Consider the following 22,109-nt stretch of genomic DNA (forward strand, 5'->3'; position numbering starts at 1 on the left):
AAATGCCAAAAATAAAAATCTGTTCCTCTCTTCCCTGCCCGCGCTTAGCGGGCTTTTTTTCGCCCGCCATTCCGCTGCTCCGCTGCCGCTTACTGGCCAGTCAGCGCAATCATTCTACGTAACAGGTTAGCGGCGCGCTTGTCAGGTAATGCCAGAATCGCGCTGTAGAGATCAATCGACATGGCACACAGCGATGAGCGATCAACCGCCGTGTCGGCAGGCATATTCAGCTGCTGCAGCTTATCCCCCCACTGCTGATAGAGCCGGGCGACAATTTTTTGCAGATCATCCTGCGCCAGCGCCTTATCCAGTGGCTGATCGGGCAATGGACTGTTCAGCAGCAGCTGCTCCATGGCATCCGCCTCTTTGCGATTCAGCGACGGCGGCAGCGTGGTCAGCAGATTGATGCCGCCACTCACCTGCGGATAGAGATAACGGAAGCAGAGGCCCGGATCGATTTGGTTCAGCGCCCGCATCTCTTCAACTGAGACGCTGATATAGTTGACCACCGCCGCGTCAGTTCCGCGCATCAGCCGCTGATTAATCACCTCAATCAGCCAGCCACGTAGCTCGCCCGTCGCCTTCTCAGCTGGCTCCCCCGCCCGGATGCGCCGGGTCAGCTCCTGGGTCAGCAACAGCCATAACGCCGGTTCCTGAGTCTGCAGCACCCGATAACCGGGCATCTTTGCCAGTTGATTTACCGCCTGCTCACGCTGACTGGCCTGCAACTGATGCGGCGCAACCCAGCTGAACCAGAGCAGATTCGCCAGTATCAGGGGCAGCAGAAAGATGATCAGCCCCTGCCACAAACGCAGCCGGGTGGTTTTGATCAGCACAATAACAATCAGCGCCAGCAGCGCAAACGCGGCCAGCGTAATAAAAAGCAGAGCATTCATGCGGCGGGATTAATCCTTACGCACATCGATCAGCACAGGACAGTGAGCGCGCTCAATAACCGATGCGCTGACTGAGCCTTTTAACAGCCGATTCAAAGAGGAGAGATGGCGACGTCCCATGATAATCATGCTGGCCTTGAGCTGTTGCGACTGGGCAACGATAGTATCTGCCGCGTCACCCGCCAGAATCATGCCCCGCGCATTAATGCCCGCACGCAGTAACGGAGCCAGTGCATGGCGCACCACCATTTCTGCCGTATTCTGCTCATCCTGCGCAGCCACAAAATCGGCCGGATCTTCACCCGCATCGATTTCCATTGGCTGATTACAGGAAGAGTAAGCGGGATCGACGCAGCACAGCACGACCACCTCGGCGCGATGCGCCAGCGCTTCTTCAATGGTTAAGGCGACCACTTTTTCCGCTACCGGAGAGTGATCAATGGCCATCAGCAGGGTTTTCATCGAATGCTTATCCTTCTATCGCGGCGACTTTGCCGATTTCACGCACCAGTGCCTCTTTACACTTCAGCATCTCGTCACGAAAACGGGCTTCGTGTCGCAGAAAACGTGCAGAAGGCACCAGCAAAGAGACAGAAAAACGACCAAACAGCGTATCCAGCGCAAACGCCATGGTAGAGATACCTTCCAGCGTTTCACCGCGATCCACGGCGATACCGGTTTCGCGCACTTCCCTGATAAGTTGCAGCAACTGAGGCAGCGTTTTCACCGTCATATCGGTTAACTCCTGCCAGGCGTCGCCAACGATCGTCCGTACATCTTTTTCACACTCCAGCGCCAGCAACGCCCGTCCACCGGAGGTGCTGTAGAGCGGCAGATTGAGTCCCATATGCGGAACCACCCGAAGCTCACGCGACGCCACCACGTGGTGAATAATCGCCAGCTGACTGCCGCTGGCGCGCGCCAGCGAGACGGTTTCATTGGTGTCGGAAGAGAGTTTTTCCAGCAGCGGACTGACCAGATCAACCACATCGGTATGTACGCTGGAGATTAGTTTTAACAGCGCTGGCCCCAGACGCAGTCCGCCCGCCCCGCTGCTGCGCACCAGCTCTGCACTGTCGAGCGCGGCAACAATACGCTGCACCGTTGAGCGCGGCAGTTCGACCGCCTGAGCGATCTCACCGAGGCTCATGCCGCCGGGCTGTTCGCCAAGCGCATTAAGAATTTTTGCCGCACGGGCGATGACCTGTATACCGCCCGTTTTTTCATCCTCGCGGCTGGAGGGTTGATGTGCCATAGCGTCGTCCTGTTTGAGCTGCCTTACTGTAGCGCGAATGCCGCACTTTTTACAGCCTGTACCACATTGCAATACAGTATACCGGGATGTAATATTACGACCTGTATCACATCGCAGTACACTGCATCATAATAACGAGATCGCCTGCAATGAACGCTAAGCCTGCCGCCGCGCCGGCCCCTCATCCTTTTACACTGCAACTGGCACTGGGATTAGTCGGCGTGCTCATCGCCGCCCTGACCTCCGGGCTGAACGATCGCGTCAGTGATATCGCGCTGGCCGATATCCGTGCCGCGATCGGCATCAGTTACGATCAGGGTAGCTGGATTATCTCTGGCTATCAGGCGGCAGAAGTGGCCGCCATGATGATTGCGCCCTGGTTTGCCGTCACCCTGTCGCTGCGGCGTTTTACGTTAGGCGTGTCGGCGGGATTTATGCTGACTGGCATTCTGCTGCCGCTGGTGCGGGATCCGACGCTATTTATCAGCCTGCGCGTATTGCAGGGCCTGTTTGGCGGCGCCTTACCGCCAATGCTGATGACGGTCGCCCTGCGCTTTCTGCCGCCGCCCTTTAAACTTTTTGGCCTGGCGGGCTATGCCCTGACCGCAACGTTTGGTCCCAATATGGCGGCCTCGCTGGCCTCGTTGTGGACCGATCACGTCAGCTGGATGATGGTGTTCTGGCAGGTCGTGCCGTTGATGCTGATCGCTATGCTGCTGACAGGATGGGGATTGCCCCAGGATCCGCTGCGACCGGAACGCTTTCAGCAGATCGATCTGTTCGGCATGGTGACCGGCTGCAGTGGTGTTGCGCTGCTGATTCTGGTGCTGACCCAGGGTGAGCGCCTCGACTGGCTGAACTCGCCACTGATTACCGGTATGTTGCTCACCGCGCTGCCGCTGCTGCTGGTTTTCCTGATTAATGAGTGGTTTCACCCGCTGCCGCTGTTTAAATTGCAGATGCTCCGACGGCCAAATCTGGCGCATGGCTTGCTGGGCCTGGCCTGCGTGCTCATCCTTGGGCTTTCTGGCTCCGCGCTGCCTTCGGCCTATTTTGCTCAGGTCAGCGGCTTTCGCACCCTTGAGTTTGCCCCGCTGGCGCTGGCGGTGGGTCTGCCGCAACTGCTGATCGCACCGCTGATTGCAGCCCTGCTGAATATCCGCTGGATCGACTGCCGCTGGATGCTGACGGCGGGCGTCGGCTTGCTGGTGACCTCCTGTCTGCTGGGCACACAGATCACCAGTGACTGGGCGAGACAGAATTTCTGGCTGCTGCAGATCCTGCAGGCGTTCGGACAACCGATGATCATTTTGCCGATACTGATGAGCGCCACCAGCGTTGTGGCCCCGCCAGAAGGCCCGTTTGCCTCGGCGATGTTTAATACGGTGCGCGGCTTTTCCAGCATCGCTGCCTCTACGCTGGTTGAGGTTTTCCTTTCGCATCGTGAGCAGTTTCACTCCAGTGTGCTGATTAATCAGGCGGCCAGTCGCAGCTGGTTGATGACAGCGTCGACGGCCAGTCAGGCCAGCAGCAGCTTGCCGCTGTTGCCGGATGGCAGCATCAGTGCCGCCGATAATCTCAGCGGATTCGCTTCCCTGGTCAGGCATCAGGCCACGATCCTCGGCCTGAGCGACAGCTGGCTGATGCTGACCGGCTTTGCCGCCTGCCTGTTATTGCTTACCGCCATCCTGCCAAAACGGGTGTGGCCGCCTCAAACTTTGATTCAAAACCCTTCCCGGAATAACTGAATATGCGTGCTTTCGAAATGAAAAGAACCCTGCTGCTGAGTCTGTTGCTGCTGGTGTTACTGGCCATCGCTTTTGTGGTCTGGTCACTGATGACCGGCAACGATCACCGCACCAACGACGCTTACGTCAATGCGGACTACACCCTGGTGGCACCGAAAGTCTCGGGCTACATCAGCCACGTGCAGGTGCAGGATAATCAGCAGGTCAAAGCGGGTCAGCTGCTGGCGACGCTGGACGATCGTGACTATCGTGTGGCACTGGAAAGTGCGGAGGCTGACCTGCAGGTGAGCCAGGCGAAACTGCTGAGCAGCCAGGCACAGCTGGAGCAGCAGCAGTCGGTGATTGATCAGCAGAAAGCCATCGTGGCGGCCAGTGAAGCCTCTGCACAGTATGCCGGTCAGAGCGCCGATCGTTATAACCGCCTCTATAAAAGCGGTACCGTGGCAGCCGACGATCAGCAGAAAGCCAGCTCAAACCAGCGCTCGGCGCTGGCAGCCGTGCATCAGAGTCAGGCCGCGCTGGCGTCAGCAGTAAAACAGGTGGGAGTGCTACAGGCGGCGGTGCGTTCAGCAGAAGCGGACGTTGCAGCGGCGAAGGCCAGCGTCGATCAGGCCAGACTGAATCTCTCCTACACCCGCATTACTGCGCCCGTTGACGGCATGGTGGGTCAGCGCTCGGTGCGGACCGGCGCGTACGTATCAGCCGGCACCCGTCTGCTGGCGGTGGTGCCACTGCAGCAAACCTACATTACCGCTAACTATCTTGAGACGCAGTTAAGCGATGTGCGTCCCGGTCAGCGGGTGCGGATCCGGGTGGACGCCCTGCCGGGCGAGACCTTTACAGGTCATGTGGACAGCATCGCACCGGCCACCGGCGTAACTTTTTCGGCGATCTCTCCCGATAACGCTACCGGCAACTACACTAAAGTCGTTCAACGTCTGCCGGTGAAAATTGTGCTGGATGGCGACCAACAGCATCTGGCTCAGTTACGTGTAGGCATGTCGGCGATCCCTGAAATCGAAGTGCCGTAAAATTGTGAGCAATATCTCAGAACGGACCTATTTCATTTGGGGAGGATTACGCGTAAATTAGCGCTCGATCCTGTTCTGAGTTATTCAGATCAACCCGGAAAAGAGCAGACCATGACTGTAAATGGCGATCTCTTTTCCACATCTGTTCGCGTTGCACTGGTTTGGGATCGCCATCATCGTAACCGCTCAGAGGAGTTGCTTTGTGAAATATGCCTTGATGGGAATATCTTTTTTCGCGTTACTTTGGTTCGGAACCTTTGTTCTGCTGCTGAAGTAATGGCGTGACAGTGCCGCCACGGGGCGACCCTTGAGTCGCCCCTGCTGGCTGTCAGCGTTCTTCTTCCATTTTTATGCTGCCTGGCAATATGCCATCGGCACGAAACATCGCTTTAATTCCCCGTACCGCCTGACGAATACGATCGCTGTTCTCTATCAGCGCAAAACGCACGTGCGTGTCGCCATAGTCGCCAAACCCGATACCGGGCGAGACACAGACTTTCGCCTCCTGCAGCAGTTGCTTAGCGAACTCCAGCGACCCAAGATGTGCGTAATGATCCGGTATTTTTGCCCAGACGTACATTGAGGCTTTCGGGTTATCCACCATCCAGCCCGCTTCATGCAATCCTTTGACCAGCACATCACGGCGGCGTTTGTACTGCTCTGCGATGTCGCGCACGCACTGTTGATCCCCTTCCAGCGCCGCAATCGCCGCCACCTGCAGTGGCGTAAAGGTGCCGTAGTCATGATAACTTTTGATTCGCGCCAGCGCGGCGACCAGCTCTTTGTTGCCCACCATGAAACCGATACGCCAGCCCGCCATGTTGTAGCTTTTTGACAGGGTAAAGAATTCGACGGCGACATCACGCGCGCCCGGCACCTGCATAATCGATGGCGCTTTCCAGCCATCGTAGACGATGTCGGCATAGGCCAGATCGTGGATCACCAGCACGTTGTACTGCTTCGCCAGCGCAATCACCCGTTCGAAAAAGTCGAGCTCCACACACTGTGCGGTGGGGTTGGACGGGAAGCCGAGGATCATCATTTTTGGCTTGGGATAACTCTCGCGGATGGCGCGTTCCAGCTCATTGAAGAAGTCGACACCCGCCACCAGCGGCACCGAGCGTACCTGCGCCCCGGCAATCACCGCACCGTAGATATGGATCGGATAGCTGGGATTGGGCACCAGCACGGTATCACCGTGATCCAGCGTCGCCAGCATCAGGTGCGCCAGCCCCTCTTTGGAACCGATGGTGACAATCGCCTCTGATTCAGGATCGATCTCAACCTGATAGCGATCGGCGTACCAGCGCGAGATCGCCCGGCGCAGGCGCGGAATACCGCGAGAAGTGGAATAACCGTGGGTATCGTCACGCTGCGCCACCTGGCATAACTTTTCGACGATGTGTGGCGGAGTCGGACCATCCGGGTTGCCCATTGAAAAGTCGATGATATCTTCGCCGCGCCGACGCGCAGCCATCTTCAGTTCAGCGGTGATGTTGAAAACGTAAGGGGGTAAACGTTCGATACGCGAGAAACGACGGGGTGTGCTGTTATCAGCCATGATGTCCTCTGGATTACGTAAGCGCCCGGACCGTCCGAGCGACGCGGGTCACTGTGGTGACCCGTTACGAACATAACGTGGCGAGGATCATTTTGTCGAGGGTGGCGGAAAATATTTTTATTTTTGCGGATTCAGCCGCCCCAGCAGCCAATCGTTCACCCAGCAGCCGTTCAGCAGATAATTATCCCGTAGCGTGCCCTCCAGCTGAAAGCCGTTTTTCTCCAGAATACGGCGTGACGCCCAGTTCCCTTCAATCACCATCGCTTTGAGTTTGTGGAAATCGGCTTCAAGCAAAAACTGACACAGCGCCGCCAGGGCTTCGCTGCCATATCCCTGACCGCAGTGGCGATGCAGCAGCATATAGCCCACCTCCGCCTGACGGTATGGCTCCCATTCGGGGCTGCAGCCAAACAGGCCAATCGGCTCACCGTTGTCACGACGTCGCGCAACCAGGCAGAGCATATGAAAACTGCTCGCCTGCCAGGGAGCCAGACGCTCGGTGAAGCGCTGGCGGATATCCGCTTCATCGGGGATTTCGCTCACCCAGGTCATGGTGTCGCGATCTTCATGGACGGCACGAAACAGTTGCCAGTCTTCTGGCTGTAATTTACTCAGGGTTAATCTGGCGGTGACTAGTTGCATCTGCTGCTCCCGATGGGCGCGGTTTTCCAGCGGTCACTGGCGCACCTCATCGCGCAACATAGCAAAACGGCACCTTAGCGACCAGCCTCTGCAGGGCGAAAAACTGTTCCCCTTTAATGCACTCAACCTTTCCTCTTTTTGCAGATATGCCGTAAAAATTGATCTGAAGCACTAACTCCCACCGTGATTGATCGGGACGCTAGCGGTTCGCGATCACATTTTTTATCATAGAGGCACTTTCCATTGCCGACGAGTCGCCTGTGTCCTCCCACTTCACGATGTTACTGGCAGTATTTGACCGCGCCGCCCTGATGCTGATCTGCCTGTTCTTCCTGACGCGCACCCGCCCGTTTCGTCAGCTGCTGCAAAAAGATGAACACACCCGTGCGGAGAAAGTGGCGGTTACTGCCATCTTTTCCCTGTTTGCGCTGTTCAGTACCTGGTCGGGTGTCGATGTCGATGGTTCACTGCTGAATGTGCGGGTCATCGCCGTGATGGCGGGTGGCATTCTGTTTGGTCCCTGGGTCGGGATCGCCACCGGGGTTATCGCCGGTCTGCACCGTTTTCTGATCGATATTCACGGCGTGACCTCCGTGCCCTGCCTGATTACCAGCATCATTGCCGGTATCGTCGCGGGCGGTATTAATCGCCGGGTACTGAAAGAGCACCGCTGGCGTGCCGGTATCGTCGGCGGCATGCTCTGTGAAGCCCTGACGATGTTGTTGATTGTTGTGTGGGCGCGCCCCACCTCACTCGGGCTGGCGATTGTGTCGGAAATTGCCCTGCCGATGATCCTCGGTGCCTCCAGTATCGGCATCATTGTACTGCTGGTGCAGAGCGTCGAGGGGGAAAAAGAGGCGATTGCCGCCCGCCAGGCCAAGCTGGCGCTGGAGATCGCCAATAAAACCCTGCCGCTGTTCCGTCAGGTGAACAGCGACTCGCTGCGCAACATCTGTGACATTATCCGACGGGAGATCAAAGCCGATGCGGTGGCGATGACCGATAAAAAACAGATTCTGGCCTACGTCGGCTATGGCGAACATAATTATAAACATGGGGATGATGGCATCAGCCCCACCACGGCGCAGTCGATCGCCAGCGGTAAAATTATCATTAAGAACAACGATGAAGCGCATCGCACCAAAGATATTCACTCCATGATCGTGATCCCGCTGTGGGAGAAAGGCAAAGTCACCGGCACGCTGAAAATCTACTATCGCCGCGCACACCGTATTACCGGCTCGCTGAAGGAGATGGCGATCGGCCTGTCACAAATCATCTCAACCCAGCTTGAAGTATCGCGTGCCGAGCAGTTGCGCGAGATGGCTAATAAAGCGGAACTGCGTGCGCTGCAAAGTAAAATAAATCCTCATTTCCTGTTCAACGCCCTGAATGCTATCTCCTCTTCTATCCGGCTCAATCCCGATACCGCCCGTCAGCTGGTGATAAATCTGTCACGCTATCTGCGCTACAACCTGGAACTGAACGACGATGAGCTAATCGACATCCGTAAAGAGCTGTGGCAGGTGAAAGATTACATCGCCATCGAGCAGGCCCGGTTTGGCGATAAGCTGACGATGATCTATGACGTCGATGAGGATCTCCATTTTCTGCTGCCGAGTCTGCTGATCCAGCCTCTGGTGGAGAATGCCATTGTCCATGGCATCCAGCCCTGTAAAGGCACAGGCGTGGTGACGCTGAGCGTCCGGGATCTGGGCGATCAGGTGCGGATCTCGGTGCGGGATACCGGCCAGGGCATCAGTGACGAAGTGATAGCACGGGTGGCACGCAACGAGATGCCCGGTAATAAAATCGGCCTGCTCAATGTGCATCATCGGGTAAAACTTTTGTCGGGTCAGGGATTGAATATCGTGCGGCATCAGCCGGGCACTGAGATTTCCTTTACGCTGAGTAAGAATGGCCAGCGCCTGGCGGAGAATCTGTTATGAAAGCCATTATTGTGGAAGATGAATTCCTGGCGCAGCAGGAGCTGAGCTGGATGATTCAGCATCACAGCAAAATCGAGATCGAAGCCTGTTTTGACGATGGTCTGGACGTGCTGAAGTACCTGCAACAGCATCGGGTTGATGTGATTTTCCTCGATATCAACATCCCCTCGCTGGATGGCATGCTGCTGGCACAGAATATCCATCAGTTTGCCCACAAGCCACTGATTGTCTTTATTACCGCGTGGAAAGAGCATGCGGTAGAAGCGTTTGAGCTGGAGGCGTTTGACTACATTCTCAAGCCCTATCAGGAGTCGCGGATTGTTACCATGCTGAACAAGCTCGAAGCCACAGCGCAGGCGCAGCAGGCGGTCAGCCATCTCAGCGCCACGCCCGCGCCGCAGACGGTCAACCTGATCAAAGATGAGCGCATTATCGTCACTGACGTGAATGATATTTACTACGTTGAGGCGCATGAGAAGCTGACCTTTGTTTATACCCGGCGCGAATCCTACGTGATGTCGATGAATATTACCGAGTTCTGTTCACGCCTGCCGGAACAGCAATTTTTCCGCTGCCACCGCTCTTTCTGCGTCAGCCTCAGCAAGATTCGTGAAATCGAGCCGTGGTTTAACAACACCTATCTGCTGAAGCTGCGCGATCTGGAGTTTCAGGTGCCGGTCAGCCGCAGTAAGGTGAAGCAGTTTCGACAGCTGATGCGCCTGTAGCGCAGGAGGGCTAAAGGCCTGTTCAGAAAGGGGGATGGCGAAGCAGGAGAGCAGCAAAAAGTCCGGGGGGATTTCCCGATCCTGCCCCGCTAAAGCAGGCCGATCGGGAAAATCGCTCGCGCGCAGAATGGCAGTACGCGCGCGAGGTAAAACAGAATCAGATTTCGCGACCCAGCGTCTGGCGCAGATGCGCGCCCGCGCCCAGCAGGCCAGGCTGGTCGTGCGTAATCATATAAACCGGGATGCTGGCAACATAGTCGCGGAAGCGGCCTTTATCTTCAAACGCCGCGCGGAAACCCGACGACTTAAAGAACTCCAGGAAGCGTGGCACGATGCCACCGGCAATATAGACACCACCAAAGGTGCCAAGATTCAGCGCCAGGTTACCGCCGAAACGGCCCATGATGACACAGAACATTGACAGCGCGCGACGGCAGTCGGTGCAGCTGTCATCCAGCGCACGCTGGCTGACATCTTTCGGCTTCAGGTTTTCCGGCACGCGATTATCCACTTTAACAATCGCACGATAGAGGTTAACCAGACCGGCACCTGACAGCACACGTTCCGCTGAAACATGACCCAGTTCTTCGCGCAGCACTTCCAGGATCTGATCTTCTTCTTCGCTGTTGGCAGCGAAGTCGACATGACCGCCCTCACCTGGCAGGCTGACCCAGCGCTTGTCCACATGCACCAGATGGCTGACGCCTAATCCGGTGCCGGCACCATAAATCGCGATAGGTTTATCTTTGACTGGCTCTGTACCGCCAAACTGAATCACGTTTTCGGCGGTCAGCATCGGGATCGCCATAGATACCGCAGTGAAGTCGTTAATGATTTCCAGGTGTTCAAAACCGATGTTCTCTTTGAGCTTGCGCGTGGAAAACGCCCAGTCATGGTTGGTCATTTCAACCCAGTCATCGGTAATCGGGCAGGCAATGGCAATACAGCCATCTTTAACGTCCTGCTGTTGTTCATCAAGATAGTGGCGGATGACGGCTTCGAGGCTGTCGTATTCTGATGTTGAGAATGTTTTGGCCTGGGTGATGCTGCCGCTTTCCACCTCACACAGGGCGAGGCGTGCGTTAGTACCGCCGACATCGCCGACCAAGGCATAGGTTGTCATTCTTCTGTTGCTCCGCTTGGGGTCTTAAGAGTTGGAGGACACTATAAAATTCTGCCCATAAAACAACAACGCTCACCGGTGCGATTGGTGAGCGTCTTACTCAGGTGTGCTACAGCCTAACCGCGATAGTCCACCCTGCACAGCGGCAACTATCTGAATCTTAGCCGCCGTTGCGTTGATTCAGGCAGGCGGTGACTTTTCGTAGCAGTGGCGGCAAATCCTCTTTCTGCATGACGACTTCAACCAGAGAGAGCCACTTCGGCTCTGAGAGTCGCGCCATCACTTCCTCTAACTGCACCGTTTCACTGATACGCCAGCTCTGCGCCTGGCCCTGCAGGCTAAGGGCGTGCGGTAAGGCCGTCCAGTTCCATTGGGCAATATCATTGTAACGTTGTGTTGCGCCATGAATCGCCCGTTCGACGGTATAGCCTTCATTATTCAGCAAAAAGAGTATCAGTCGCTGCTGGTCACGCAGCATCGAACCCAGTTCCTGAATTGTCAGCTGCGCCGAACCGTCTCCGATGATCAGGATAACCCGGCGATCAGGATCGGCAGTCTGCGCGCCAAACGCTGCCGGAAGAGTATAGCCGATTGATCCCCATAATGGCTGAACCACCAGCTGCGCCTGCGAGGGCAATCTTAACGCGGCGGCCCCAAAGGCAGCTGTCCCCTGCTCGGCCAGAATAAGGTCGCCGGGTTGCAGGAATGCCTGCATAGCCTGCCAGAACGCCTGCTGACTGATTACCGCCGCCGGTTCTGCAGATTGCGCGGCGGGCGGCGTGGCGGCGGGTTGCCACTGCTGGCCATAGCGTTCAAACAGCGGCAGCAGCTCGCTCAGCGCATCCGCCATCGACAGCGGCGCAAAACGTTCACCGCCCACACTAGCGCTTAAAGGCTGCAGATCAATCAGTCGCTCAGGGTTAAACTGCTGCGTGAAGCCAGCAGTAATGGTGTCGGTAAATCGCACCCCGACGCAGATTGCCACATCCACCTGCTCGATCTGTTCGCACACCTGACCTGCGCTGGCCTCACCGGCATAGGTACCGACGTAACCCGGCTGCTGTTCATCCAGAACCCCCTTGCCCATCAGCAGGCTGGCACAGGGAATCGCACACTGTTCACGCAGCGCGGCCAGTGCGGACTGCTGCTGCCAGCGCAGCGCAAGAAAATCGGCCAGCAGTGAAACCCGCTGCGCCGGTGCCAGCAAACGTTCCGCCGCGTCGCTGAAAGCGCGACGCGCAGCGGGCGAAGAGGATTGATGACTGTTCAGGGGCTGCGCCGGTGGCTGCACCTCCATGGCCGCCACGTCGACGGCCAGCGACAAATAGCCGGGACGACGGGCCTGCAGCGCACTGACGATCACCCGATCAATCTCAGCCGTGGCGTTGTCGGCGGTAAGCTGTGCCGTTGCCGCACTGACTTCTGTGGCCATGCGAATAAAATGCTGGAAATCGCCATCGCCCAGCGAATGATGAACACAATCCCCCTTCAACTGGGCCTGCGTCGCAGGCGCGCCAACGATATGGATCAGCGGCAGATACTCGGCATAACTGCCCGCAATGCCATTAATCGCGCTGAGCTCGCCCACACCAAACGTGGTCAATAGCGCTCCTGCCCCGTTGCAGCGTGCATAACCGTCTGCCGCATAGGCTGCGTTAAGCTCATTAGCGCAGCCTACCCAGCTGATGGCCGGATGGGCGATGACGTGGTCAAGAAATTGCAGGTTATAGTCGCCCGGCACGCCAAACAGATGCTTTACACCAATCTCCTGCAGACGGGTCAGCAGGTAATCTCCAACAGTAAAAGTAGACATTGCGCATTCCTTTCAGGGAAGAGTCGGGTTAAGTATCTGACACAGGATGAAATTAGCGAGGCGTGCCGCTATTTTAGCCAGCCGCAATGGCTGGAAAGGCGACGTTACGCTGGCGGAATATTCTGTAAAAATGCGAATTGCAGCGCGCTGTCACTGAGTGTAACCGTATACACTGATAGACTTTTGGCACATATCCCCGTTTTTACCCAGGAGCGCTGAATGTCCCTTTTCCCTCATCCCGATCGCTATCAACAGATGGAATATCGCCGCAGCGGCCGCAGCGGAATCAAACTGCCCGCCATTTCGCTGGGACTGTGGCATAACTTTGGTGACAGTACCCGGGTCGATAACAGCCGTGAGCTGCTGCGTCATGCGTTTGACCTTGGCATCACGCACTTCGACTTAGCCAACAATTACGGTCCACCCCCTGGCTCAGCAGAAGAGAACTTCGGGCGTATTCTGCGGGAAGATTTTCGTGCCCATCGTGATGAGCTGATCATCTCCACTAAAGCGGGCTATACCATGTGGCAGGGGCCTTATGGGGATTGGGGTTCGCGTAAATATCTGGTCGCCAGTCTGGATCAGAGCCTGAAGCGAATGGGGCTGGAGTATGTGGATATTTTCTATCATCACCGTCCCGATCCGGAAACCCCGCTGGAAGAGACAATGCGCGCGCTGGACCATGTGGTGCGCCAGGGCAAAGCGCTTTACGCTGCCCTTTCTAACTATCCGGCCGATCTCGCCGCCGAAGCGATAGCTATCCTGCGCGATCTCGGCACCCCTTGTCTGATTCACCAGCCGCGATATTCGATGTTTGAACGCACACCTGAGCAGGGATTGATTCAGACGCTGGGCGATGCGGGCGTCGGCTGTATCGCCTTCTCTCCGCTGGCAGGCGGCGTGCTCACCGATCGCTATCTGCAGGGCATTCCTGAAGATTCGCGCGCGGCCAGCGGCAGCAAGTTCCTGAATGAGAACCAGCTGACGGATGAGAAGATGGAGAAAGTCCGCAAGCTTAATGCTATTGCGCAGCAACGCGAACAGAAGCTGGCGCAGATGGCGCTGGCGTGGGTGCTGCGCGATGAGCGTGTGACTTCAGTACTGATCGGAGCCAGCAAAACAGCCCAGATCGATGACGCGGTGGCGATGCTCGCTCGCCGTCAGTTCAGCGACAGCGAGTTAGCGGCGATTGACGCGGCGCTGCTGTAACGATTTTAGCGCCCGGCTGAGGCCGGGCGTTTTCTGCGCCAGAATAGTCTCAAACCCCTTTCTCTCCCCAATTTCCTCACAATCTTCCGACACAATGATGCGGTAACCACAGCAATACGCAGGCATAATCGCTGCGCCGCAACAGCGTCAGACTGTTGATGAGGAGAAGAAAATGAAAAGAGCCCTTATTTTTGCTGCCCTGCTGGCCCTGTTGTCGCCGCTGGCACACCACACAGCCCAGGCCTCCAGTGCCTCTATTACTCTGGCCCCCGGCGTCACCCTGAATCTTGGCGATCGCGATCGCCGTGGCTATTACTGGGATGGTGGCCGCTGGCGTGAACCGCGCTGGTGGAACGACCGCTATTCTTACAACGAACGCCGCTGGTGGCGACACGAAGAGTGGCGTCGTCAGCAGCAGTGGGAGCGCGAACGCCGCTGGCATGAGCGCGACCGTGAGCGTCGCTGGGAACATCAGTATCGCCGCGATCGTGATCGTGGCTGGGATCATCATGACCGTCGTGGGCCTGACCATCGCGGTCCAGACCATCACGGACACGATCGCCATTAATAAAAACGCCCGGCAGAACCGGGCGTTTTTATTTATTGATTAGGTCAGGCCTGATTGCTGCCAGACGGAGCCAGCACAGGAAACCCGGTCAGATCGGAAAGACGCAAAAGATGTCATCCCTGACATGCTCGGCCCGCGCGATTACGCACCTCATCCCTGAGGTGCGCCCGTAGCCGGGCCAACGCGTTGCGTTGTTCAAAAACGCTCCCGGCGTTTTTGTCCCAGGCGCGGGACGCTTTCCTCCTCTGACCGGATTCCCTGTGCTTTAAGCTAATTCGCGGCTGAAAGATATCTGACTTGAGGTTGTCAGTTGTCTGCAATGCCCGGCAGAACCGGGCGTTTTCTTGTTTACCATAACCGCTACAGCCCCAGCGCTTCACCCACCAGCAGGTAAAGATTCAGCGTAATCACCAGCAGCACGATCAGTCGCCCGGTATTCTGCATCAGACGCGAGTTAACCATATCATCGCCCATCAGCTCGCGGTTGCCGGTAAAGGAGAGCAGCGGAATCAACGCCAGCGCAATACCAAAACTCAGCAGCACCTGACTCATCACCAGCACCCTTGTCGGGTCCCAGCCTGCCCAGATGACAATAAAGGAGGGCAGCATGGTGACGGTTCGGCGCACCCACAGGGGAATATGGAAGTGGATAAAGCCCTGCATCACCACCTGCCCCGCCAGCGTACCGACCACCGTTGAAGATAATCCGGCGGCCACCAGGCTCAGACCAAACACCGTCGCCGCCGCCTGACCTAACAGCGGTTGCAGCGTCAGATAGGCCTGATCGAGTTCAGCGATTTTACTGTGGCCGCTGAAGTGAAACGCCGCTGCGGCGGTCGCCATCATCGCCAGGTTAACAAATCCGGCGATGGTCATGGCAATCGCCACATCCAGTTTAGTTGAGGAGTACCGCTGACCTTTGCTGTCCTCACTTTTGCCCTGCGTTAGCGCGGAGTGCAGGTAAATCACGTGCGGCATAATGGTCGCACCCAGCACACCCGCCGCCAGGAATACAGCATCCGACGTTGGTAACGCGGGCAGCGCCATGCCGATCACCAGCTCTTTGACACTGGGCTGAGAGAAGAAGAGTTCGACGATATAGGCCGCCGCCACAAACAGCAGCAGTCCGCCAATCACCAGCTCCAGCGGCTTTTGCCCACGGCTCTGTAACATCAATATCAGGAACGTGGCGATGCCGGTCAGCACCGCGCCCTGCATCAAAGAAATGCCGAGCAGCAGTTTGAATCCCAGCGCGGCACCGATAAATTCCGCCAGGTCAGTGGCCATCGCGATAATTTCCGCCTGCACCCAGTAAAACCAGACGGCAGGCCGGGGAAAACGATCGCGGATGTGTTCAGCGAGGTTTTTGCCGGTAGCGATACCCAGCTTGGCTGACATCAGCTGAATCAGCATGGCCATGATGTTGGCCCATACCACCACCCACAGCAATTTGTAGCCGTAAGCAGCGCCCGCCTGAATGTTGGTCGCAAAGTTGCCCGGATCGATATAGCCGATAGCGGCGATAAAAGCGGGCCCCAGCAGTGCGAGTTTGACTTTTCTGACTCCGCGAGCGGCGCGCTCGGCGGTACGACTTTCAAACATATCCGATACCCTGTCTGAACATTTGCCTGCCCCGGCAGCTTAGGGGTTAGCAGGTGCAAGTGAAATTCGTTTATTGTTATCGGTGTAATAGATGCTGCTATAAAGTATAGCCATTGCTATACATTACAGTAAAGGATGTGATTGTTAAAAATGTGAGCAATAGTGTCACTTTACGCCCGGTGTAAAATTCAGACAATAATTATGTGGTTATCTGAAGCGAAGTATTTGTAAACAGGACGTGATCTCTGGAACTTTTCTGGAAAATATAACGATAGCGAATACTTATATTGTGGTTCAGATCTCGTTTTTAAGTAACGCGTTACATAGAATACGCAACAAAATACAACCCTCCTCAAATTTGGAGCAACCATGTCCCATATTTTGCAATTTCTTTTAGCACTGGTGGTGGTCGGGATACTCGCCTTGCTGGTCAGTCACGATCGTAAAAGCATTCGCATTCGCTACATTATACAGCTACTGGTGATTGAAATTGTGCTCGCCTGGTTCTTCCTGAACTCAGAAGCGGGACTCGGTTTCGTCAAAGGATTCGCGGGCTTCTTTGACCATCTGCTGAAGTATGCCGCTGAGGGTACCAACTTCGTCTTCGGCAACATGAGCGACAAAGGTCTGGCCTTCTTCTTCCTTAACGTATTGTGCCCTATCGTCTTTATCTCTGCGCTGATCGGTATTCTGCAGCATTTCCGTATCCTGCCATGGGTGATTCGCGGTATTGGTACCGTACTGTCGAAAGTGAATGGCATGGGAAAACTGGAATCTTTCAACGCCGTAAGTTCTCTGATACTGGGACAATCAGAAAACTTCATCGCCTATAAAGATATCCTGGGCCAAATGTCACAGCGCCGCATGTACACCATGGCCGCGACCGCGATGTCGACCGTATCGATGTCGATCGTCGGTGCCTACATGACCATGCTGCAGCCGAAGTATGTGGTCGCCGCGCTGGTGCTCAACATGTTCAGCACCTTTATCGTGCTGTCGCTGATCAACCCTTATCGCGTTGAGAACGAAGAAGATCTGCAGTTGCAGGATCTGCACAAAGGCCAGAGCTTCTTTGAGATGCTGGGCGAGTATATCCTGGCCGGTTTCCGCGTCGCGATTATCGTTGCCGCCATGCTGATTGGTTTTATCGCGCTGATTTCAGGTCTGAATGCGCTGTTTGATTTGATCTTCGGCATCTCTTTCCAGGGCGTTCTCGGCTTTGTCTTCTATCCGTTTGCCTGGGTGATGGGCGTACCTGCTGGCGAAGCGTTGCAGGTCGGCAGTATTATGGCGACCAAGCTGGTGTCGAATGAGTTTGTTGCCATGATGGATCTGCAGAAAATCGCGGGTCAGCTGTCGCCACATTCAGAAGGTATTCTTTCTGTGTTCCTGGTCTCGTTCGCTAACTTCTCTTCTATCGGCATCGTGGCCGGTGCGATTAAAGGTCTGAACGAAGAACAGGGCAACGTGGTTTCCCGCTTTGGTCTGAAGCTGCTGTACGGCTCTACGCTGGTCAGCGTGCTTTCCGCTGCTATCGCCGGTCTGGTTCTGGCGTTCTAAGCACGGTTCTGCGCACTACTCTAAGCATCAAAGGGCGAGCAGGTCTCGCCCTTCTCTTTCTGCTCTATCCTTGCTCTGCTTCCCGCTGATTCCACTTTCCTGCGTTAACTCTTTCATTGCACATGTCACATCTGCATTCGGATCGTGCACGAGAGGCGGCACAACGTCCTGCAAACAGCATCGGATGTCATGACAGGTTATGCCGGTTAATAACGCAATTAAGCGTGCGCAGCGGCATGAATAGCAAAGCAATAGCGTTGGGATCCGCAGCAACTGGCGAATAAGAGATTAATCAGAAAGGATTTTGACAACGACGTGTCAGAAAATGGTGGAGATAAGCGGGATCGAACCGCTGACCTCTTGCATGCCATGCAAGCGCTCTCCCAGCTGAGCTATACCCCCACATCTGGAATCGTTTTTCAGTGCCAAACTTTTGGGAAGAAGTTTGGTGGAGCTAAGCGGGATCGAACCGCTGACCTCCTGCATGCCATGCAGGCGCTCTCCCAGCTGAGCTATAGCCCCGAACCGAAAAACTGTCGCGTTAAGCGACGGACGGCATAATATGAAACCCCCTTCGGGGTGTCAACGGCAAAATGACATTCTCTGTTTGATCGCTGAAAAAGGCGGCAACCTGCGAAGTTTCAGCAGCATGCTGCAGGGGAAAATCGTGTCTGTTCACACAGGACCGTTTTTTAACTGTTATTCAGTCTGCCGTCAGGTTAATTCACGGTTAAATATGTTATAGGAATTTTCTTGTCTTCGGCTTTTTCGCATGCAAAACTTAGCCCGCTAATTTAGTGGTACCCGGGACCCTCTCCCGCGCACCACGCGTCCACCAGGCGTTATCGTCCCATTAATCATAAAAAAACTACTGAGATACTATGTCGCTGCATACACCTAAAGAAATCGCACAACTGGCGATCCAGTCAGGCGTGGCTAAAAGCCGTGCACCTGTCAGCATCCTTCTGATTCTCGGCTTTATGGCGGGCGCATTTATTGCGACCGGCTTCCTGCTGGATCTTCACGTGATCAACACCCTTCCCGCTGAATGGGGCTCTTTTGGTGGCCTGTTAGGTGCCGCGGTCTTCCCGGTGGGGATCATCATGACCGTGCTGGCGGGTGGTGAACTGCTGACCGGTAATATGATGACATTACCGGTGGCCTGGTTCGCCCGTCGCATCAGCTTTATGAGCGTGGCGCGCAACTGGTTCTGGGTTACCCTGGCTAACTTTCTCGGCAGCGTGGCTGTCGCCTGGTTCTTTGGTCACATGCTGGGTATGACCGAGGGCGATTACCTGAAGAAGACCGTTGCTATCGCTTCTGCAAAAGTCCACGCTGATTTCCTGCACGCCTTTATTTCCGGCATCGGCTGTAACTGGCTGGTTTGCCTGGCGGTATGGCTGGCTTTTGCCAGTAAAGATGTGGTCGGCAAGATCTTCGGCATGTGGTTCCCGGTGATGGCATTTGTGGCCATTGGCTTCCAGCACGTTGTCGCTAACATGTTTATTATTCCGGCCGCCATTTTTGCCGGTCAGATGAGCTGGGCAGAGTACTTCCCTAATTTTATTGCCGTCTTCTCAGGCAATGCCGTGGGTGGTGCCGTGTTCGTTGGTCTGGCCTATTTCCTTGCATTCCGCCCTGCCGCTGAACCCGCCAGTAATCCTCAGTAATGATGTTTTGCCTTTTGTCGAGAGACAAAAGGCAATTTCAGCTTCAGTTACTTTCACCCGTTACGTTTTGCTGTAATATGTCCTGCTAATGTATTAATCAGGGACTGCATCGTGAAAAAGGAATGGCTTACCCCCGAAGAGCTGGCTGCAGAGACGGGTTACAGTCGGCAAACGGTGAATAAATGGATCAAGCGGGAAAACTGGACGACCACGCCGAAGCCCGGTGTGCAAGGCGGTAAAGCCCGATTGATTCACATTGATGAGCGCGTGAAAAATTTTATTCAGTCGACCCGTAACCTTAACGAGCCGACGGCAACTTATGGCACTCCGTCTAATTCATTACCTGCGTTATTAATAAGTTCCGTCCAGCAAATGACTCAGGACGAGCAGGATCAATTCACTGCACTAATCTTACGCGAAGGTATCAAGGGCGTTTTGCAGCGACTGGGAATCAGCGAAGAGTAAGGTGTATTTATCAGGGAAGGTATGATGAAAAAGGAATGGTTAACACCCGAAGAACTCGCCTCAGAGACGGGCCTGAGCCGACAGACAGTGAACAAATGGATTAAGCGCGAAAACTGGACCACCCTGCCCAGACCCGGCATTCAGGGCGGCAAGGCGCGATTGATTCATGTCGATGATCGCGTAGAAAAATTTATCCATTCGACGCGTAGCCTGCACGAACCCGCCGCAATGTACAGGGTTCCGGCAGATTCACTGACGGCACTGTTGGTGAATGCGGTTCCACAAATGAGTCAGGCTGAACAGGAGCAGCTGTCAGCGCTGATATTACGGATAGGTATTAAAGGCATGTTGCAGCGTCTGGATATTACTGAAGAGTAAAAACCGGAAGCGCGAAGCTTCCGGTTCTGTTTATTAAGCCTGCGCTTCCCGCTCACTGATAAAGGCCAGCGCCTGCTCAATACGTGCAACGCTGCGGCTGCGGCCTATCGCTTCCACGGTGACATCCAGTCCGGGTGACTGACCGGCACCGGTTACGGCCACGCGCAGCGGCATGCCCACTTTCCCCATCCCGACTTCCAGCTCATCTGCGGTGCTCTGAATAGCCTGATGTACGTTTTCAGCCGTCCACTCTTCGATCGCGGCCAGCTTATCGCGTACCACTTCCAGCGGCTGACGTGCTACCGGACGGAGATGTTTCTTCGCGGCATCGGCATCAAATTCTGCAAAGTCTTCATAGAAGTAGCGGCAGGATGCAGCCATCTCTTTCAATGTTTTGCAGCGCTCGCCTAACAGACCAACCAGCTTCGCCAGTTCCGGCCCCGTGCGGGTATCAATTTTCTGCTCTTCAATATGCCACTGCAGATGTGTCGCCACATATTCTGGCGGCAGCGTATTGATGTAGTGATGGTTCAGCCACTGCAGTTTCTCAGTGTTGAACGCACTGGCAGACTTACTGACCGCATCCAGGGTAAAGAGCTCAGCCATTTCGGCCACGCTGAAGATTTCCTGATCGCCATGTGACCAGCCCAGACGAACCAGGTAGTTGAGCAGCGCTTCTGGCAGGTAGCCATCATCACGATACTGCATCACCCCTACCGCGCCATGACGCTTGGAGAGCTTTTTGCCGTCATCGCCCAGGATCATTGAGACGTGGGCATAGACCGGAACCTGCGCGCCAATTGCTTTGAGGATGTTGATCTGACGTGGCGTGTTGTTAATGTGGTCTTCACCGCGAATCACATGGGTGATGCCCATATCCCAGTCATCCACGACGACGCAGAAGTTGTAGGTTGGCGAACCATCGGTGCGGCGGATGATCAGATCATCCAGCTCCTGGTTGCTGAACTCAATCGGGCCACGGATCTGGTCGTCAAAGATGACCGAACCTTCCTGCGGATTGCGGAAACGCACAACGCACGGCTCATCATCTGCATGATGTTCATGGCTGTCACGGCAGCGGCCGTCGTAACGCGGCTTTTCGTTGTTGGCCATCTGCTCTTCACGCAGCGCTTCCAGACGTTCTTTAGAGCAGTAGCATTTATAGGCTGTGCCCGCTTCCAGCATTTCATCAATGACCGCGTTGTAACGATCAAAACGTTTTGTCTGGTAGTAAGGGCCTTCATTCCAGTCGAGGCTCAGCCAGTTCATGCCATCCATGATGGCTTCGATAGCTTCCGGCGTGGAGCGCTCCAGATCGGTATCTTCAATGCGCAGCACGAACTCGCCCTGGTTGTGACGGGCAAAGAGCCAGGAGTAAAGTGCGGTACGGGCGCCACCTACATGCAGATAGCCAGTCGGGCTGGGCGCGAAGCGTGTTTTGATTTTCATTGAGTATTGCCTTAGATGCGCGGGTTCTCTGTCTGGATGACAAAAAACAGGTTAGACGCGAAAAAACAGTGGGCACATTCTAGCATCTGACGGTGAATCCTCAATGCATGCCCGCCGGTTGCCGCCCGGGAAAAGGGGCTTTTCTGCCAGTAAAACCAGCACATTGGCTAAAAGCGCGACAGGGTGTTTAAAAATAAACCGAACGCACATTTATGTTTTAAAAAGCGTTGACTCAAAATCAACTATCCCTATAATGCGACTCCACACAGCGGGGGTGATTAGCTCAGTTGGTAGAGCATCTCCCTTACAAGGAGGGGGTCGGCGGTTCGAACCCGTCATCACCCACCACTCTTAACAGCGTGGCCCGCAGTGAACAGGTATGAAGATATGGGTGATTAGCTCAGTTGGTAGAGCATCTCCCTTACAAGGAGGGGGTCGGCGGTTCGAACCCGTCATCACCCACCA

Annotated in this window: 20 protein-coding genes and 4 tRNA genes; 13 read left to right on the top strand and 11 right to left on the bottom strand. The window is 55.4% G+C overall.

Annotation, left to right across the window (positions count from 1 at the left end):
- Nucleotides 1–89: 89 nt before the first annotated feature.
- From HFD94_RS14520 to HFD94_RS14530, 3 genes are read right to left on the bottom strand one after another with little or no spacing between them, the layout of a single operon-like run.
- Nucleotides 90–896 carry a hypothetical protein gene (locus HFD94_RS14520; RefSeq protein ID WP_010257881.1) on the bottom strand — a complete coding sequence of 269 codons (807 nt, stop codon included), beginning with the start codon at nucleotides 894–896 and terminating at the stop codon, nucleotides 90–92.
- A gap of 9 nt (nucleotides 897–905) precedes the next feature.
- Nucleotides 906–1,358: a universal stress protein gene (locus HFD94_RS14525; RefSeq protein ID WP_010257878.1), complete on the bottom strand. Its 453-nt coding sequence runs from the start codon at nucleotides 1,356–1,358 to the stop codon at nucleotides 906–908.
- A gap of 7 nt (nucleotides 1,359–1,365) precedes the next feature.
- Complete coding sequence (locus HFD94_RS14530; RefSeq protein WP_010257875.1) at nucleotides 1,366–2,151, bottom strand: IclR family transcriptional regulator; 786 nt, start codon at nucleotides 2,149–2,151, stop codon at nucleotides 1,366–1,368.
- A gap of 149 nt (nucleotides 2,152–2,300) precedes the next feature.
- Here HFD94_RS14530 and HFD94_RS14535 point away from each other — a divergent pair, with 149 nt between their 5' ends.
- From HFD94_RS14535 to ypdK, 3 genes are all read left to right on the top strand, one after another.
- A complete protein-coding gene (locus tag HFD94_RS14535) occupies nucleotides 2,301–3,899 on the top strand; it encodes an MFS transporter (protein ID WP_122889722.1) in 1,599 nt (532 codons plus the stop codon).
- Nucleotides 3,900–3,901: 2 nt separating this feature from the next.
- On the top strand, nucleotides 3,902–4,930 hold the full coding sequence (locus HFD94_RS14540; protein WP_122889723.1) for an HlyD family secretion protein: 1,029 nt from the start codon (nucleotides 3,902–3,904) through the stop codon (nucleotides 4,928–4,930).
- Between the two features lie 202 nt (nucleotides 4,931–5,132).
- Entirely contained in the window at nucleotides 5,133–5,207 is a 75-nt protein-coding gene (ypdK, locus tag HFD94_RS14545) for a membrane protein YpdK (RefSeq protein ID WP_099257831.1), read from the top strand.
- 51 nt (nucleotides 5,208–5,258) lie between these two features.
- Here the strand turns inward: ypdK and alaC are convergent, their stop codons facing one another.
- Together alaC and HFD94_RS14555 are read right to left on the bottom strand one after the other, a co-directional pair.
- Complete coding sequence (gene alaC, locus HFD94_RS14550) at nucleotides 5,259–6,491, bottom strand: alanine transaminase (protein ID WP_033758563.1); 1,233 nt, start codon at nucleotides 6,489–6,491, stop codon at nucleotides 5,259–5,261.
- Nucleotides 6,492–6,608: 117 nt separating this feature from the next.
- Complete coding sequence (locus HFD94_RS14555) at nucleotides 6,609–7,133, bottom strand: GNAT family N-acetyltransferase (RefSeq protein ID WP_031292218.1); 525 nt, start codon at nucleotides 7,131–7,133, stop codon at nucleotides 6,609–6,611.
- Nucleotides 7,134–7,411: 278 nt separating this feature from the next.
- Between HFD94_RS14555 and HFD94_RS14560 the strand changes: the two genes are divergently transcribed.
- Entirely contained in the window at nucleotides 7,412–9,082 is a 1,671-nt protein-coding gene (locus tag HFD94_RS14560) for a sensor histidine kinase (RefSeq protein ID WP_305848819.1), read from the top strand.
- Entirely contained in the window at nucleotides 9,079–9,807 is a 729-nt protein-coding gene (locus tag HFD94_RS14565; RefSeq protein WP_033769736.1) for a LytTR family DNA-binding domain-containing protein, read from the top strand. Before HFD94_RS14560 ends, HFD94_RS14565 begins: the two co-directional genes overlap by 4 nt.
- A 157-nt stretch (nucleotides 9,808–9,964) precedes the next feature.
- On the opposite strand, the gene glk is transcribed toward HFD94_RS14565, so the two are convergent.
- A complete protein-coding gene (gene glk, locus HFD94_RS14570; protein ID WP_010257856.1) occupies nucleotides 9,965–10,930 on the bottom strand; it encodes a glucokinase in 966 nt (321 codons plus the stop codon).
- Nucleotides 10,931–11,090: 160 nt separating this feature from the next.
- Nucleotides 11,091–12,743, bottom strand: coding sequence for an indolepyruvate decarboxylase (gene ipdC / locus HFD94_RS14575; protein WP_122889724.1), 1,653 nt, complete (start codon nucleotides 12,741–12,743; stop codon nucleotides 11,091–11,093).
- Nucleotides 12,744–12,962: 219 nt separating this feature from the next.
- Here ipdC and mgrA point away from each other — a divergent pair, with 219 nt between their 5' ends.
- Together mgrA and HFD94_RS14585 are read left to right on the top strand one after the other, a co-directional pair.
- Nucleotides 12,963–13,952, top strand: a complete 990-nt coding sequence (mgrA, locus tag HFD94_RS14580) for an L-glyceraldehyde 3-phosphate reductase (protein ID WP_010257851.1) — start codon at nucleotides 12,963–12,965, stop codon at nucleotides 13,950–13,952.
- Between the two features lie 172 nt (nucleotides 13,953–14,124).
- A complete protein-coding gene (locus HFD94_RS14585) occupies nucleotides 14,125–14,520 on the top strand; it encodes a DUF2502 domain-containing protein (RefSeq protein WP_010257849.1) in 396 nt (131 codons plus the stop codon).
- A 360-nt stretch (nucleotides 14,521–14,880) separates the two neighbouring features.
- On the opposite strand, the gene HFD94_RS14590 is transcribed toward HFD94_RS14585, so the two are convergent.
- Nucleotides 14,881–16,122 (bottom strand): Nramp family divalent metal transporter, encoded by a 1,242-nt coding sequence (locus tag HFD94_RS14590; RefSeq protein ID WP_010257845.1) that lies wholly within the window; start codon nucleotides 16,120–16,122, stop codon nucleotides 14,881–14,883.
- A 369-nt stretch (nucleotides 16,123–16,491) separates the two neighbouring features.
- Here HFD94_RS14590 and HFD94_RS14595 point away from each other — a divergent pair, with 369 nt between their 5' ends.
- On the top strand, nucleotides 16,492–17,682 hold the full coding sequence (locus HFD94_RS14595; RefSeq protein ID WP_010671371.1) for a NupC/NupG family nucleoside CNT transporter: 1,191 nt from the start codon (nucleotides 16,492–16,494) through the stop codon (nucleotides 17,680–17,682).
- 326 nt (nucleotides 17,683–18,008) lie between these two features.
- On the opposite strand, the gene HFD94_RS14600 is transcribed toward HFD94_RS14595, so the two are convergent.
- Together HFD94_RS14600 and HFD94_RS14605 are read right to left on the bottom strand one after the other, a co-directional pair.
- Nucleotides 18,009–18,084: transfer RNA gene (locus tag HFD94_RS14600), tRNA-Ala, on the bottom strand.
- 44 nt (nucleotides 18,085–18,128) lie between these two features.
- Nucleotides 18,129–18,204, bottom strand: a tRNA-Ala gene (locus tag HFD94_RS14605).
- Between the two features lie 359 nt (nucleotides 18,205–18,563).
- Between HFD94_RS14605 and HFD94_RS14610 the strand changes: the two genes are divergently transcribed.
- The 3 genes from HFD94_RS14610 to HFD94_RS14620 all read left to right on the top strand — a co-directional run bounded on the left by HFD94_RS14610 (nucleotide 18,564) and on the right by HFD94_RS14620 (nucleotide 20,195).
- Nucleotides 18,564–19,352, top strand: a complete 789-nt coding sequence (locus HFD94_RS14610; protein ID WP_010257841.1) for a formate/nitrite transporter family protein — start codon at nucleotides 18,564–18,566, stop codon at nucleotides 19,350–19,352.
- 111 nt (nucleotides 19,353–19,463) lie between these two features.
- Nucleotides 19,464–19,817 carry a YfeC-like transcriptional regulator gene (locus tag HFD94_RS14615; protein ID WP_122889726.1) on the top strand — a complete coding sequence of 118 codons (354 nt, stop codon included), beginning with the start codon at nucleotides 19,464–19,466 and terminating at the stop codon, nucleotides 19,815–19,817.
- Between the two features lie 24 nt (nucleotides 19,818–19,841).
- Entirely contained in the window at nucleotides 19,842–20,195 is a 354-nt protein-coding gene (locus HFD94_RS14620) for a YfeC-like transcriptional regulator (RefSeq protein WP_010257835.1), read from the top strand.
- A gap of 33 nt (nucleotides 20,196–20,228) precedes the next feature.
- Here the strand turns inward: HFD94_RS14620 and gltX are convergent, their stop codons facing one another.
- Nucleotides 20,229–21,644, bottom strand: coding sequence for a glutamate--tRNA ligase (gene gltX, locus HFD94_RS14625; RefSeq protein WP_010257834.1), 1,416 nt, complete (start codon nucleotides 21,642–21,644; stop codon nucleotides 20,229–20,231).
- Nucleotides 21,645–21,916: 272 nt separating this feature from the next.
- Between gltX and HFD94_RS14630 the strand changes: the two genes are divergently transcribed.
- Both HFD94_RS14630 and HFD94_RS14635 read left to right on the top strand, forming a co-directional pair.
- Nucleotides 21,917–21,992: transfer RNA gene (locus HFD94_RS14630), tRNA-Val, on the top strand.
- A gap of 41 nt (nucleotides 21,993–22,033) precedes the next feature.
- A tRNA-Val gene (locus HFD94_RS14635) sits at nucleotides 22,034–22,109 on the top strand.

This window comes from Pantoea sp. EKM20T (assembly GCF_011800485.1).
GTDB classification, from domain to species: Bacteria; Pseudomonadota; Gammaproteobacteria; order Enterobacterales; family Enterobacteriaceae; genus Pantoea; species Pantoea agglomerans.